We start from the raw sequence: 13,567 nt of genomic DNA, 5'->3' as shown, positions 1-13,567 counted from the left end.
ATGGTCCGCAACTGGTGGGAGGCGCGATGTCCGTGGTTCTCGTTCGGGTAACCGCCGTCGGCGGTGCGGTCGGCACCGTTGTCGCGGCGTTCGGTCTGCCGTGGGTCTGGTACGGCGACATGGCCGTACGGCTGACCGAGTTCCCGGGATGGGCCGGGTACGCCGGCGCGGCCGTGCTGTTCCACGTGCTCACCGGATGGGCGGTCGCCGAGCCGCGCCGTCGAGGATGGCTGCCGCTGGTGGCCGGCGGAGTTGGTGTCGTCACGGTCGTGGCCGCCGTCGTCGTCATGGCCGACTACGCCGAGGTGTTCCTCGGCCCGCTCGTCCCCGCGGTCCGTCCGTCGCTCGGGCCGGGCGGGCCGGTCGCGGTGCTGGCCGCGCTCGTCAGCCTGGCCGCTGTCGCCGCAGCGCGATCCCTGCGGTTCAGTCGTTCCAGGTGACCCGGGGCGGCAGAGCGAGGAAGTCGGCGTACCGGTGCAGCGCCTGCTCGACCTGCTCGCGGCGGGCCGGGGCGAGGTCGACCAGCGGGTGCACGGTCAGGGTGACGCGGGTCTTGGCCAGGCTGCGCTTCCAGGTGCCGACCACCCGGCCGCCGACCACGACGGTGGCCTGGAAGACCCCGTTGCCGCCGGGAATGATGGCCTGCTTGTGCTCCGGGTCGAGCATCAGCGCGCGGTCCTTGTAGCCGAGCAGGTACTCGTCGAAGCCGGGCAGGGTCAGCACGTCGTCCACCGTGGTGCGGGGCGCGTCGAGCAGCGGCGTGTGCAGCACTGCCTCGACGCCGTCGACAAGCACGGTGGTCAGGTCGGCACCGGCGGCGGCGATGCCGCGTCTGGCGTCGGCGGCGGTCAGGCCGGTCCAGCCGGCGAAGTCCTGCCGGGTGGTGGGGCCGTGGCCGCGGAAGTAGCGCAGCGCCAGAGTGGCCAGCGCCTCGTCGCGGTCGAGCTGGCGCTGGCCGGGCGCCCACTCGTCGAGCAGCGCGAAGGTCTGCTCGGTGCCGATGTTGGGGGCGATGCAGGTGACCCCGCGCTGGGCCGCGTACCACAGCAGGTGGTAGCCGCGCTGGCCAGCACCGTCGATGCCGGCCGCGACAAGCGCGGCCACGCACTCGGCGCGGGTCAGCCGGCCGCCGCCGGCTAGGGTCTCGCCCAGCACGTCGGCCGCGCGGTCCGCCTCCGCCTCCGACAGGCCGAGGAACTCACGCCGCTTCGCCGCACCGGCGAGCGCGCGTACGCCGGTCAGCTCCAACTGCCAGCGGGCGTCGCGGGCCGGCACCAGGTGGATGGTGCCGCGCATCGGCCAGGTCCGCAGGGCCTCGCGGCGCTCCAACGCGGCGTGCACCTCGGCCTGGGTGAACCCGGGCAGCCGTACGCCGAGCGACCACATGCCGCTGGCCAGGTCCTGTGCCTGCATGGCGCCGAACCACTCCACCACGTCGGCCACCGTCGTCGGCGCGGCGGTGGGATGGGGACGCAGCAGCAGGCTGGTCATCCGCAGCGCGAGGGCCTCTGAGCCGCTCAGCGCGATCGTGCCGGGAGGTGCCACGACGTCGGCCGCCTTCCATTCGGTGGTCGACGGCAGCATAGGTGTGGGCACCGACAACACGACCTGCCCGGTTGCCGAGCGGCTCCCCTGATCGCGCTACGCCAACACCGTTGGTGGCGGAGCGCGATCCCCCGTTCAGGTCGACCGGTGCGGGGCGGCGACGAGGATCGCCGGCACCGGTGTCATCAGGATGACGTTTTCCTACCTGTCCGAGAACTGTGAACCACGCAACTTGCGGATATCTTGAGCAAGCCGCCCGGTCAGCCCCGGCGCGGCGGCGGCACCCGGACGGCGGCCATGCCCGCCGCGGTCGCCGCCTCGATGCCCAGGTCCGCGTCCTCGAAGACCAGGCAGGACCTCGGCGGTACGCCGAGCAGTTCGGCGGCGCGCAGGAACGGCTCCGGGTCGGGCTTGGGACGGGCGTAGTCGCCCGCGCAGACCAGCACGTCGAATCGGTCGAGAATGCCCAGCGCGTCGAGCGAGGCGGTGACCGCCTCCCGGGTGCTGCCGGAGACCACGGCGAACGGGATGCGGCCGTGCGCGTCGTCGATGTGCCGCAGCACCCCGGGGATACCGGTGGCGGTGGGCAGCAGCTGCTGGAACCGCGTCTCCCGGTGGGCGACGACCGTCTCCACCGGCATGTCCAGGCCGTGCTGCTCGTTCAGGGCGACGACGATGTCCGCGGTCGGTCGCCCGGCCCAGGCGTAGAAGAGGTCCTCGGGGAAGGCGCAGCCCCACCGGTCGAGGGTGTCCCGCCACGCGGTGTAGTGCTGGGGCATCGAGTCGACGATCGTGCCGTCGCAGTCGAACAGGTACGCCTGGAACTCGCCGGTCGGCAGGGGCAGCATCACCGGGCCAGGCTATCCGGCGGCACCCGACGGCCGGCGCGCCGGTCAGAGCCGCCGATACATCACCAGCAGGTCGACGTAGCCCTCGACGGAGTGTCGGAAGCCCTCCGGGATCCGCCCCACCACCTCGAAGCCGAGCGACCGCCACAGCGCCACCGCGCGGGTGTTGACCGCCACCACCGCGTTGAACTGCATCGCCCGGTAGCCGTCGGCGCGAGCCAGGTCCAGCACGTACTCGCCGAGGGCCCGCCCGACGCCGCGCCCGGCCGCCGCCGGGGCGACCATGAAACTGGCGTTGGCGACGTGCGCCCCGGGACCGAGCTGGTTGGGGGTCAGCTTCGCCGAGCCGAGCACCGTGCCGTCGGGGCCGACGGCGACCACGGTGCGTCCGGGCGTAGGGACCAGCCACATCTGCCGGGCCCGCGCCTCGTCGACGTCCCGGGGCCAGGTGTACGTCTCACCCGCGGCGACGATCTCGCGCAGGAAGGGCCAGATGCCGGGCCAGTCGTCGGCGGTCGCGATCCTGATCTCCATCGCCGGACAGCCTGCCACCGCGCCACCCGTGCCGGCCACCGGAAATCCGCCCGCCGGGACCGGTCGACGCCGTCCGATGTTTGTCGCCGCAAGCATCGGGTAGTCGCCGGAGCTGATCCCGATGAGGAAGGACGAGCGATGGCGGCACAGGTCAAGGTGGCGGTGATCTACTACAGCGCGACCGGCATCACCTACCAGATGGCGCAGGCGGCGGCGGAGGCGGCCGGTGAGGCGGGTGCGGAGGTGCGGCTGCGCAAGGTACGCGAGCTGGCACCGGACGAGGCGATCCGCTCCAACTCGGGATGGCAGGCACACCGGATGGAGACCCAGGACGTGGAGGAGGCACAGCCGGACGACCTCAGCTGGGCGGACGTGGTGATCTTCGGTTCGCCGACCCGCTACGGCCTGGTCGCCGCCCAGCTCAAGCAGTTCATCGACACCACCGGCCCGCTGTGGGCCCAGGGGGCGTTGGCCGACAAGGTCTATTCGGCCTTCACCTCCACCGCCACCGAGCACGGCGGGCAGGAGTCGACGCTGCTGTCGCTGTTCCACGTCTTCTACCACTGGGGCGGGATCGTGGTCACCCCCGGGTACACCGAGCCGAGCCAGTTCACCGCCGGCAACCCGTACGGTGCCTCGCACACCAGCAACAACGGCGAGACCGCGCCCGACCACATCGCGCTGGGGGCGACCGCGCTGACCGCGAAGCGGGCGGTGCGCATCGGTGCCGCGCTCAAGCAGGGCCTCGCCGGCTAGGTCCCCACAGCAGGACCGGCGGTCCGGGCGGGGGCTCTCAGACCCGCCCGGACCGTCGGCCGTCCACAAGCGCTACCCCCGATCCGGCCGGCTATGCCTGCGCCGCGGGGGACAACTCACCGGCCGGCGCCGGCAGCAGATCGCGCAGCAGGTCGGTCAGGACCGCCAGCCCGTCCGGACTGAGCACCGACTCGGGATGGAACTGCACCCCGGCGAAGCCGCGCCCGCGCAGGGCGTGCACCGCACCGTCGCCCTCGTCACGGGCCAGTTCCACCGGTCCGTACGGGCCGTCGTGGTGGTCGGTGGCGGCGCGGGCGGTGAAGGTGGCGTAGAAGCCGACCCGGCGGGGCGTGCCGAAGAGGGTGACCGTGCGTTGCAGCCCCTGGTAGGGCGCGTCGCGGCGGTGCACCGGCAGCCCGAGCAGACCGGCGAGGAGCTGGTGACCGAGACAGACCGCGAGCGTCGGGTGCCCGGCCTCCAGCAGCTCGGTGAGCAGGGCGCGCAGCCTGGTCATCTTCTCCGTGTCACCGCTCGGGTCACCCGGGCCCGGACCGACCACCACCAGGTCGTACGCGCGGACCGGCTGCTCGTCGTGCCACGGCCGGACGGTCACCGACAGACCGAGCGCGCCGAGCTGATGGGCCAGCATCCCGGTGAAGGTGTCCTCCCCGTCGACGATCAGGGCGCGGCGGCCGGCCAGGGCGGGCAGGGCCAGCGCTCCCGGTGGCCGCTGGTCCAGCCAGAACCGGGCCAGCGGGGCGTTGCGGGCGGCGAGGGCGGCGCGTACCTGCGGGTCGTCGGCGAGCCGGAGCGTGGGGTGCGGCCCGGCCGGCGCCTGCGGGCCGAGACCGAGGGCGGCCAGCACGCCGGCGGCCTTGGCGTGGGTCTCCGCGACCTCGGCGGCAGCGGTGGAGTGGCGCACCAGCGTCGCACCGACCGGTACCCGCAGCTCACCGGTGGGGGAGATCTCGGCGGTACGGATCAGGATGGGCGCGTCGAGGCTCTGCCGGCCCGACTCGTCGTGGCCGAGCAGGGCCAGCACCCCGGAGTAGTAGCGGCGCCCGTTGCGTTCATGCCGGGCGATCACCCGACAGGCGTTCTCCATCGGGCTGCCGGTCACCGTCGGCGCGAACATCGTCTCCCGCAGCACCTCGCGGACGTCCTTCGTGCCCCGTCCGGCCAGCAGGTACTCGGTGTGCGCCAGGTGTGACATCTCCTTCAGGTACGGCCCGACGACCTGCCCGCCCCGTTCGGCGACGGTGGCCATCATCTTCAACTCCTCGTCGAGGACCATGTACAGCTCCTCGGTCTCCTTGGTGTCGGCGAGGAAGCGCAGCAGCGCGGCCCGGTCGGCGGCGGCGCCGGTGTGCCGGAAGGTGCCGCTGATCGGGTTCATCATGACCAGACCGTCGTCGACGCTGACGTGCCGTTCCGGGCTGGCGCCGACCAGGGTGCGCGCCCCGGTGTGCACCACGAACGTCCAGTACGCCCCGCGCTCGCGGGTCAGCAGCGAACGCAGCGCGGCCAGCGCGGCGGTCAGCGGGGCGCCCTGCACCTGGGCGCGCAGGGTGCGGTGGATGACGAAGTTGGCGCCCTCGCCGTGGCCGATCTCGTCGGCCAGCACCCGGGCCACGATGGCGGCGTACTCGTCGTCGCTGATGTCGAAGGCGGCGCCGGTGGTGCGGACGGGCGCGGTCGGCAGGGCGTCGAGGACACCGGCCAGCGGCAGCCGGTGGTGCTGGTCGATGCGGAGGCATTCCAGCGGCACCCCGTCGTCGACACAGGCGAAGCCCCGCTCGGCGATCTGCCGGTACGGCACCAGGGCCAGTGTCGCCGGGCCGGCGGTGGCGGCGGGCAGGGGGATGTCGGCGAGCCGGTCGACGGTCGTCACGGTGCCGGTGAACAGGTCGAGATGCTCGGCGCCGTCGCGGCGTAACAGGGCGAACGGGCCGGGGTCGAGGCCGGCGGCGAGCGTGGTGAGCAGATCGGTCAGCTGGTGCATCGGTCTCCTCGGGCCGGGCGACCGCTCTCCGGGGGGCGGCCCCGGGGACCGGGACATGACCGGCGGCCGCCTCGTCGGGCGGCCGCGTGGGATGAAGCTACGCGCGGGGGAGGGCCGCCGGGTCGGCGGGCCACCAGCAGGTCAGTCGCGCGAGCATGCGAACACCCTACGCGTCGGACGGCCGGCGCGGAAGCCGATCGGCGGACCCGGTGCCGGGCAGCGTTGTCGCGTCACGATCACCGGGTACGTTGACCCGCGATGAAGATTCTCGCGCTGGACCTGGGCACCTCGTCGGTGCGTGGGCTCGTGCTGGACGACGCGCAACCGTTGCCGGGGGCGCTGGCCCGTCGCCGCATGGTGCTCACCGTCGACGACGAAGGTGCCGGCACCCTGGACGTCCGTGCGTACCTGGCCGGCCTGATCGAGTGCCTCGACGAGTTGCACGGCCAGGGTTGGTTGGACGGGGTGCAGTTGGTGGCGGTCAGCGGCCAGTGGCACTCGGTGGTGCCGCTGAGCGCCACCGACGAGCCGCTCGGGCCGGTGCTGACCTGGCTGGACACCCGGCCCGAGCCGCCGGCGACGGCGGTCGGTCCGGCCGACCCGGATGCCTTCCACCAGCGCACCGGCACCTGGTGGCACCGCTGCTACTGGTCGGTGCGGCTGCCCTGGCTGCGCGCCCGCACCGGGACGCGGATCGCCCGCTTCACCGGCCTGGTCGAGTACGTGCTCGGCCGGCTGCTCGCCGAGGCGCCGATGTCGATGTCACAGGCGTCCGGCACCGGTCTGCTGGACCTGCACACCCTGGACTGGGACCCGGAGGCCCGCGCCCTGGCTGGCAGCGACGGTGCCGATCTGCCCGAACTGGCCCCCGCGACTGGCACGGCGGGTTGCGCGCGGAGTACGGCCGGCGGTGGCCGGCGCTGGCCCGGCCCGCTGGGCGCCGCCACTGGTGACGGTGCCGCCTCCAACGTCGGCTCGGGCTGCGTGGATCCCACCCGGGCGGCGGTGACCGTGGGCACGTCCTCCGCGGTCCGGCTGTTGCAGCGGATGCCGACGTCTGCCGGGTCGACCGTCCTGCCCCACCGCCTGTGGCGCTACCGCGTCGACCACGACCATGTGGTGACCGGGGTCGCGTACTCCTCGGGTGGGAACCTGTTCGCCTGGGCGGACCGGGAGTTACGGCTGCCCACCGGCCGGGCGCTGGAGGAGGCGCTGGCGCTGCTGCCGCCCGACGGCGGTCGGCCGGCCAACGTGCGGTTCGGCGGCGACCGCCCGCCGGGCATCCGCCCGGCCGGGTTGGGCGAGCTGCGAGGACTGGGCTTCGGCACCACCGCGGTGGAGATGCTGGCCGGGCTCATGTACGGGGTGTGCGAGCAGGTCGTCGAGGACCTGGTGGTGCTGGAGTCCACGGTGGGCCGGCCGGTGGAGGTGGTCCTCGGTGGCGGCGCGATAGCCGCCTCGACATGGTGGCGGGAGGCATTCGCCGCGGTGCTGGCTCCCCGGCCGGTCCGTTTCGCCCGGCACCCGGAGATCGGGGCCACCGGCGCGGCGCTGGTGGCCACCGGCCGGATCGCCGATGCCGTGGTGGTGGCCGACATCGGCCGGACGGATGATCAAGACTCGGCGACCTCGGCATAGGGTGGCGACCGGCAGTACCCTTCCTTAACCCTTCAAAAGGGCAGGGCGTTGACACTGCTCTCGGGCCTGGTTGGATGGACCGCGCTCCCCGGACCGCGGCGGACGCGTGGGGGAGGAGGAGCGGGTGGGTGTAGGACCGGAGCAGGCGCCCGGGGTGTCGCAGCACCGCCGGCGTCGGTTCGACGTCCGGGTGGTACCCCACCGGCGTCGCTCCGCTCTGCGCCTGCAGGACTGGCGGATGCGCACCAAGCTGGCCACGGTGCTGGTCATCCCGTCGGTCGCCTTCCTGGTGCTGGCGGGCGTACAGACCCAGAGCCTGGTCAGCCGGGCCAACGTGCTGGGTGACTTCGCCGCGCAGGTCGGCATCGGACGCGAGATCACCGTGCTGACCCACCGGTTGCAGCTGGAGCGTGACCGCACGGCCGGGGAACTGCCCGCCCTGCGTGACGCCGCCGACGAGGAGGCCGGCGAGGAGCGGCTGGCCGTGTTGGAGCCCTACCGTGACGCCGCCGACCAGGCGGCCGCGGAGCTGCGCGCGGCCGCCGAGCCGTTGGCCGAGGCGGACGCCTCGTGGCGGGACGTCTACGTGGTGGCCTCCCAGGCGTACCAGCAGGTCGACTACATCCGGAACACGATGACCACGGTGGTGCTCAGCGACGACACCATCATCGGTAACTACCACCGGGCGATCGACGCGTTGCTGAACCTGCTCGCCCAGCCGACACCCGGCGCGGACCGGCCGGAACTGGCCGACGCGGTGCTGCGCTACGTGCAGTTCGCCCGGGCGAAGGAACTCTCCTCGCGGGTTCGGGCGGAGCTGTACTCGGCGGCCCGGGCCGGCAGCTACGACGCCGAGGACGCGGCCCAACTGCCGGAGCTGCGGGCGCGCCAGCTGACCGCGCTCGGCGCGTTCCGCATCGCGGCGACGAACGCACAGGTGACCCGCTATGACGAGATGAGCCTGGATCCGGCCTTCGTCGCCGCCTCCCGGATGGAGGAGCAGGCGCTGGCGCAGGGCGTGTCGGGGTCGGCGGTGCTGGACGCGGAGCAGTGGTGGACGGCCAGCGAGGCCCGCCACGAGCTGTTGCAGCGCTTCGAGGCAAGCGTGCTGGCGGCCTCGGCCCGGCAGGCCGACGACGCGAGCGACACCCAGCTGCGGGAGACGCTGCTGGTCGTCGGCGTGATCATCACGGTCCTGCTGGTGGCGGTGCTGATCTCGGTACTGATCGGTCGGTCGTTGGCCCGGTCGATCCGGCTGCTGCGCTCCCAGGCGCTGCGGATCGCGCAGATCGAGCTGCCCGAGGCGCTGGCCCGGTTGCGGTCGGTCTCCGGGGGCGTACCGCCGATCGACGTCTCACCGGCGGTCGTGCGGTCCCTCGACGAGATCGGTGAGCTGGCCGAGGCGTTCGTCGCGGTGCACCGCAGCGCCGTCGGGGTGGCGGTCGACCAGGCGAACATGCGTCGAAACGTCAACGCGATGTTCGTCAACCTCGCCCGACGCAGTCAGGTGCTGGTGGAGCGGCAGTTGGAGCTGCTCGACGACCTGGAGCGCGAGGAGGGCGACCCCGAGCAGCTGGAGAACCTGTTCAAGCTCGATCACCTGGCCGCCCGGATGCGCCGTAACGACGAGAGCCTGCTCGTGCTGGCCGGCACCGAGTCGACCCGCCGGTGGAACCGGCCGATCGGGCTGAGCGCGGTGCTGCTGGCGGCCAGCGCCGAGATCGAGCAGTACCAGCGGGTGCGGCACGAGGCGGTGGCGGACCTGCACGTGGTCGGGCACGCGGTCGGTGAGCTGGTGCACCTGCTGGCCGAGTTGCTGGAGAACGCCACCGCCTTCTCCCGGCCGGACACCATCGTGCAGGTGATGGCCCGGGTGGAGGGGCCCGGTGCGGTGATCGAGATCGCCGACCAGGGCCTCGGGATGAGCGCGACGGCGCTGGCCGAAGCGAACGCGGTGCTGGCCGCCCCGCCGGCGGCGGACGTGGCCACGGTCGAGCGGATGGGTCTGTTCGTGGTCAGTCACCTCGCCGCCCGGCACGGCATCGAGGTGCGGCTGCACGGCGGCGCCGGTGGGCTGGTGGCCGGGTACGGCTGCCGCGTCCGCTGCTCGCGGCGGCACCACCGCCGAGCCTGGACCCGGTGCCGTCACCGCGCGGGCTGCCCGTCGCGACACCTCGCCCGGTCGCGGTCGCCCCCGCCGACCCGGGGCCGGCGGATCTGCCGGTGGCCGGACGCCGTCCGACCACGGTACCCCGCCAGGCCCATCCGGTGCCGGTACGCGCGGAGGACGTACTCGCCCCGGCGGTGGCACCGGCGAGCGGCGGTAGCGGCTGGTGGTCGCGGGAGGGACCGTCGTCGGCGGTCTCCACGGCCGGTGCCGGCGCGCCGGCACCGCCGACCGTGCCGGTGACCGCCGGGACGAACGAACGGGGCCTGCCGATGCGGGTGCCGATGGCGCAGCTCAGTGCGGTGACCCAGCCGGCCCGCCCGGAGCAGCAGCAGCCGACCCGCGACGATCCGGATCCGGAAGCCGTCGGCGGGATGTTGTCCAGGCTGTACAGCGGTGTGCGGCGGGCCGAGGCCGAGGAGACCACCGAGATACCCGTGCCACCGCTCGGGGCGTGGGGCGAAGGAGGACGGAAGTGATGACGTTGTCGCAGGAGGCTCGCGACCTGAGCTGGCTGGTCAGCGCGTTCGCGGAGCGGGTGCCCGGGGTGGCGCACGCGGTGGTGGTCTCCTCCGACGGGCTGCTGGTCGCGATATCCGACCACCTGCCACGGGACCACGCCGACAAGCTCGCCGCGGTGACCTCGGGGCTGATGAGCATCACCGCCGGCGCCGCCCAGATGTTCGACGGGGACGTGGTCAAGCAGACCGTGGTGGAGATGGGGCGGGGCTACTTCCTGGTCATGCAGGTACGCGACGGCTCGATCCTGGCCACCCTGGCGGCGGCGGACGCGGACATCGGCGTGGTGGGCTACGAGATGGCCCGGCTGGCCAAGCAGGCCGGCGAGATGCTGACCCCGGCCCTGCGCGCCGAACTTCAGCAGGCGCTGCCTCGCTGAGCCGGCGGGGCGGCGGCTGCCGGCCGTTACCGTAGGCCGAGCCCGGCACCGGGAGTGGTGGGGCGGGAGGCGAGCCACCAGGCGACCGTCGCGGCCACGGCGACGACGCCGCTGAACAGGAACGGCGCCTCGATGCCGGCCCGGGCGGCCAGCGCACCACCGGCCAGCGCCCCCAGCGCGGTGCAGCTGTAGGTGACCAGGCGGGAGGCGGCGATGACCCGCCCGAGCAGCCCGCCCGGCACCAGCCGTTGGCGTACCGACAGCGCGGCGACGTTGAGCACGGCGAACGCGGCGCTGGTGGTGACCACCACGACCACCGCGACGGCGCGGTGCCCGACGACGGCCAACAGGACCGGCACGCCGGCGGTGACGGCCATCGACCAGGTCAGCACCGACCGGTGGTGGAAGCGGGCGAGGACCCGGTCGGCGGCGAACGAGCCCAGCAGGCCACCGGCCGCGCCGGTGGCCAGCAGCAGACCGAAACCGAACGCGCCGAGGCCGAGAGCGTCGCGGGCGTAGAGCACGAAGATCGCGAACCAGGCGGTGTCCGCGGCGGCCACGGCGGCGGTGACGAGCACCAGAGTGCGCATCATCGGCTGGCGGAGGAGCCAGCGCAGGCCGGCCAGGACGCCGTCACCGTCGGCGGCCGGCGGGGCGTCGGCGGGGTCCGGGGTGGCTCGGTGCGCCAGGGTCAGCGGCAGGGAGAGGACGAGCATCACCGCCAGCGCCAGGGTGGCCCCGTTGACGGCGAACGGGATGGCGGCACCCAGCACGAACAGCAGGGCACCCACCGGTGGACCGACGAACTCGTTGCCGACGATCTCCCCGGCGACCAGGCGCCCGTTGGCCTTCTCCAGCTGCGCGTCGGGCACGAGTCTGGGTACGGCGGTCTGGGCGGCGGTGTCCCGGATGGTCTCGCCGACGCCGAGCAGGAACGCGGCGGCGACGACGTGGGCGATGGTGGCCCAGCCCAGGGCGACCGTCGTGGCCAGCGCGGCCAGCACGACGACGCGGCCGGTGTCGGCGGCGGCCAGCAGCGTGCGGGCCCCTCGGCGGTCGGCGAGGGCGCCGGCGAGCAGACCGGAGACGAGCCACGGCAGGAACTGGGCCGCGGCGACGGCACCGACGGCCAGTGGGTCGTCGGTGAGGGCGGCGGCCAGCAGCGGGAAGGCGGCGACCCGGATGCCGTCGCCGAGGTTGGCCAGCGCGGCGGCGCTCCAGAAGGTCCAGAACGGCCGGCCCAACCGGCTTCGGTCACGCATGCGGGGATCGTACGTGCCTCGGCGGCGGCCCGGAGCCGGGCCGCCGCCGAGGCTGACGGGGTCAGACCGCGTTGTCCGCGATGACCTGGCGGTACCAGTGGGCGCTGCGCTTGAACACCCGACGCTGGGTGGGGTAGTCGACGTAGATCAGTCCCCAACGCTGCTCGTAGCCCTCGGCCCACTCGAAGTTGTCGAGCAGGGACCAGACGTGGAAGCTCTCCAGCGGCACGCCCTCGGCGACGGCCCGGTGGGCGGCGGTCAGGTGGTCGCGGAGGAACGTGACGCGGCCGTCGTCATCGACGGTGCCGTCGGCGCTGAGCTCGTCGGGGGTGGGCAGGCCGTTCTCGGTGACGGTGAGGGGGATCGGCCCGTAGTCGCGGGTGACCCGGGTCAGGACGTCGTACATCCCCTCGGGGTAGATCTGCTGCCACTCCGCCTCGGAGGTGGGCCAGCGGCGTACCGTGCCGCCGGACGCGGTGACGTAGATCGGGGTGTAGTACTGCACCGCGAGCAGGTCGATCGGGCTGGAGATGATCTCCAGGTCGCCGTCGCGGATGGCGCGGACCATCCGGCTGTCGGGTCCGAGGTCGGCCAGGACGTCGGCCGGGTAGCTGCCGGTCAACGCGGAGTCGAGGTAGAGGCGGTTCTCGTAGCCGTCGTAGAGGCGGGCGGCCTCCGCGGCGGCGGTCGAGTCGTCGGCGGGGTAGCAGGGGTGCAGGTTGAAGGCGGGGCCGATGCGGCTCTTTCCGCCGGTGGCGCGCAGGGCGCGGACGGCGAGGCCGTGGGCGAGTTGGAGGTGGTGGGCGACCAGGTACGCCGCGTCGGGGTCCTGCCGCCCGGGGGCGTGGTGGCCGAAGAGGTAGCCGTTCTGCACCACGGTCTTCGGCTCGTTGATGGTCAGCCAGACCGGCACCCGGTCGCCGAGGGTGTCGAAGACGATGGCGGCGTAGTCGGCGAAGCGCTGGGCGACGTCGCGGGACTCCCAGCCACCGGTGTCCTGCAGGCTCTGCGGCAGGTCCCAGTGGAACAGCGTGGCCATCGGGGCGATCCCGCGTTCGTGCAGGCCGTCGACGAGGCGACGGTAGAAGTCGAGGCCGCGTTGATTGGCGGCGCCGGTTCCGTCGGGCTGGATGCGCGGCCAGGAGATGGAGAACCGGTAGCTGCGCAGCCCCAGGTCGCGCATCAGATCGAGGTCTTCGGCATAGCGTTGGTAGTGGTCGGCGGCGACGTCGCCGGTGTCGCCGTTGCGGGTGCGTCCCGGCGCGTGGCTGAACGTGTCCCAGATCGATTCGCCGCGGCCGTCCTCCTTGGCGGCGCCCTCGATCTGGTACGCGGAGGTCGCGGCGCCCCAACCGAAGTCGGGTGGGAAGGACCGCCGGGTGGTCGGCTTCGACGCGGTGGCCGTGTCGTCGGCCGGGTCGCCGGGCTGGCAGCCGGCGAGACCGGTGGCCGTGGTGGCTGCGGCGGTGCTGCCGAGGACGGCGTTGACCGGGGTGGCGGCGGTGGCCGAGAGCGCCGCGCGGCGCAGCAGGTGCCGCCTGGTGAGTATCGACATGGGTTCTCCTCGTGGATGGGGACGACCGCCTGAGCCCGGGAGCGCTCCCAACAAAGGGTAGAGGGTAGGCGGTGCCCGCTGGGCCGAGTCGTCGCGAGGGGTGGGGCGGACTGCCTCGGTGGCGGGTGACGTGGGGTGGGGAAGGGCGCTGTGTCGGTCGGGCAGCTGATGCGGCGGGACCGGGTGCGCCGAGTACCGCGGGCGGACCGTTGTGCGCGCCCGGGCGGTCGGCGGGGCGTCGCGGATGGCGGTCGGCGGGCGGGTCGACTGCCGTGCGGGGCGCGCGGGTGGTGCGCGTCTGACCCGTCGGCCTCTTTTCCCATCGTGAACGGGGGTTTAGTGTGGGGACGGGGGAGGGCAAC

12 protein-coding genes are annotated in these 13,567 nt (G+C 73.5%); 6 read left to right on the top strand and 6 right to left on the bottom strand.

Annotated elements, in window-relative coordinates:
• Positions 1-26: 26 nt before the first annotated feature.
• Positions 27-440 (top strand): hypothetical protein, encoded by a 414-nt coding sequence (locus tag ENC19_RS17225; protein ID WP_164448164.1) that lies wholly within the window; start codon positions 27-29, stop codon positions 438-440.
• Here ENC19_RS17225 and ENC19_RS17220 read toward each other — a convergent pair.
• The 3 genes from ENC19_RS17220 to ENC19_RS17210 all read right to left on the bottom strand — a co-directional run bounded on the left by ENC19_RS17220 (position 424) and on the right by ENC19_RS17210 (position 2,927).
• Entirely contained in the window at positions 424-1,491 is a 1,068-nt protein-coding gene (locus ENC19_RS17220; protein WP_166458753.1) for a winged helix DNA-binding domain-containing protein, read from the bottom strand. The genes ENC19_RS17225 and ENC19_RS17220 overlap by 17 nt on opposite strands.
• A 314-nt stretch (positions 1,492-1,805) precedes the next feature.
• Positions 1,806-2,393 (bottom strand): HAD family hydrolase, encoded by a 588-nt coding sequence (locus ENC19_RS17215; RefSeq protein WP_166458752.1) that lies wholly within the window; start codon positions 2,391-2,393, stop codon positions 1,806-1,808.
• A gap of 45 nt (positions 2,394-2,438) precedes the next feature.
• Positions 2,439-2,927 carry a GNAT family N-acetyltransferase gene (locus ENC19_RS17210; protein WP_164448161.1) on the bottom strand — a complete coding sequence of 163 codons (489 nt, stop codon included), beginning with the start codon at positions 2,925-2,927 and terminating at the stop codon, positions 2,439-2,441.
• A 138-nt stretch (positions 2,928-3,065) separates the two neighbouring features.
• Here ENC19_RS17210 and wrbA point away from each other — a divergent pair, with 138 nt between their 5' ends.
• Positions 3,066-3,683, top strand: coding sequence for an NAD(P)H:quinone oxidoreductase (gene wrbA, locus ENC19_RS17205; RefSeq protein WP_164448160.1), 618 nt, complete (start codon positions 3,066-3,068; stop codon positions 3,681-3,683).
• 91 nt (positions 3,684-3,774) lie between these two features.
• Here the strand turns inward: wrbA and ENC19_RS17200 are convergent, their stop codons facing one another.
• On the bottom strand, positions 3,775-5,685 hold the full coding sequence (locus tag ENC19_RS17200; protein ID WP_164448159.1) for an anthranilate synthase family protein: 1,911 nt from the start codon (positions 5,683-5,685) through the stop codon (positions 3,775-3,777).
• Between the two features lie 258 nt (positions 5,686-5,943).
• Between ENC19_RS17200 and ENC19_RS17195 the strand changes: the two genes are divergently transcribed.
• The 4 genes from ENC19_RS17195 (at position 5,944) to ENC19_RS17185 (ending at position 10,388) form a co-directional block, all read left to right on the top strand.
• Positions 5,944-7,323, top strand: a complete 1,380-nt coding sequence (locus ENC19_RS17195) for an FGGY family carbohydrate kinase (RefSeq protein WP_235944856.1) — start codon at positions 5,944-5,946, stop codon at positions 7,321-7,323.
• Positions 7,324-7,447: 124 nt separating this feature from the next.
• The gene (locus ENC19_RS17190) at positions 7,448-9,733 is read left to right on the top strand and encodes a sensor histidine kinase (protein ID WP_328824279.1); all 2,286 of its coding nucleotides are present in this window, start codon (positions 7,448-7,450) and stop codon (positions 9,731-9,733) included.
• Complete coding sequence (locus ENC19_RS30345) at positions 9,730-9,969, top strand: hypothetical protein (protein WP_235944855.1); 240 nt, start codon at positions 9,730-9,732, stop codon at positions 9,967-9,969. Before ENC19_RS17190 ends, ENC19_RS30345 begins: the two co-directional genes overlap by 4 nt.
• Positions 9,969-10,388, top strand: a complete 420-nt coding sequence (locus ENC19_RS17185) for a roadblock/LC7 domain-containing protein (protein WP_166458711.1) — start codon at positions 9,969-9,971, stop codon at positions 10,386-10,388. Before ENC19_RS30345 ends, ENC19_RS17185 begins: the two co-directional genes overlap by 1 nt.
• A gap of 26 nt (positions 10,389-10,414) precedes the next feature.
• Here ENC19_RS17185 and ENC19_RS17180 read toward each other — a convergent pair whose 3' ends face one another.
• Together ENC19_RS17180 and ENC19_RS17175 are read right to left on the bottom strand one after the other, a co-directional pair.
• Complete coding sequence (locus tag ENC19_RS17180) at positions 10,415-11,650, bottom strand: MFS transporter (protein ID WP_164448157.1); 1,236 nt, start codon at positions 11,648-11,650, stop codon at positions 10,415-10,417.
• Positions 11,651-11,711: 61 nt separating this feature from the next.
• A complete protein-coding gene (locus ENC19_RS17175; RefSeq protein ID WP_166458710.1) occupies positions 11,712-13,205 on the bottom strand; it encodes a GH1 family beta-glucosidase in 1,494 nt (497 codons plus the stop codon).
• Positions 13,206-13,567 lie beyond the last annotated feature (362 nt).

Source organism: Verrucosispora sioxanthis, assembly GCF_010560025.1.
Lineage (GTDB): Bacteria > Actinomycetota > Actinomycetes > Mycobacteriales > Micromonosporaceae > Micromonospora > Micromonospora palythoicola.
Note: the sequence above shows the minus strand (reverse complement) of the source record. Positions and strands in the feature narration are given on the sequence as shown.

Excerpts from the sequence above, each read along its gene's own strand:
- ENC19_RS17225 (WP_164448164.1), top strand. The coding sequence starts at position 27 with ATGTCCGTGGTTCTCGTTCGGGTAACCGCCGTCGGCGGTGCGGTCGGC.
- ENC19_RS17200 (WP_164448159.1), bottom strand. The coding sequence starts at position 5,685 with ATGCACCAGCTGACCGATCTGCTCACCACGCTCGCCGCCGGCCTCGAC.
- ENC19_RS17180 (WP_164448157.1), bottom strand. The coding sequence starts at position 11,650 with ATGCGTGACCGAAGCCGGTTGGGCCGGCCGTTCTGGACCTTCTGGAGC.
- ENC19_RS17175 (WP_166458710.1), bottom strand. The coding sequence starts at position 13,205 with ATGTCGATACTCACCAGGCGGCACCTGCTGCGCCGCGCGGCGCTCTCG.
- ENC19_RS17185 (WP_166458711.1), top strand. The coding sequence starts at position 9,969 with ATGACGTTGTCGCAGGAGGCTCGCGACCTGAGCTGGCTGGTCAGCGCG.
- ENC19_RS17210 (WP_164448161.1), bottom strand. The coding sequence starts at position 2,927 with ATGGAGATCAGGATCGCGACCGCCGACGACTGGCCCGGCATCTGGCCC.
- ENC19_RS17220 (WP_166458753.1), bottom strand. The coding sequence starts at position 1,491 with ATGACCAGCCTGCTGCTGCGTCCCCATCCCACCGCCGCGCCGACGACG.
- ENC19_RS17215 (WP_166458752.1), bottom strand. The coding sequence starts at position 2,393 with ATGCTGCCCCTGCCGACCGGCGAGTTCCAGGCGTACCTGTTCGACTGC.
- wrbA (WP_164448160.1), top strand. The coding sequence starts at position 3,066 with ATGGCGGCACAGGTCAAGGTGGCGGTGATCTACTACAGCGCGACCGGC.
- ENC19_RS17195 (WP_235944856.1), top strand. The coding sequence starts at position 5,944 with ATGAAGATTCTCGCGCTGGACCTGGGCACCTCGTCGGTGCGTGGGCTC.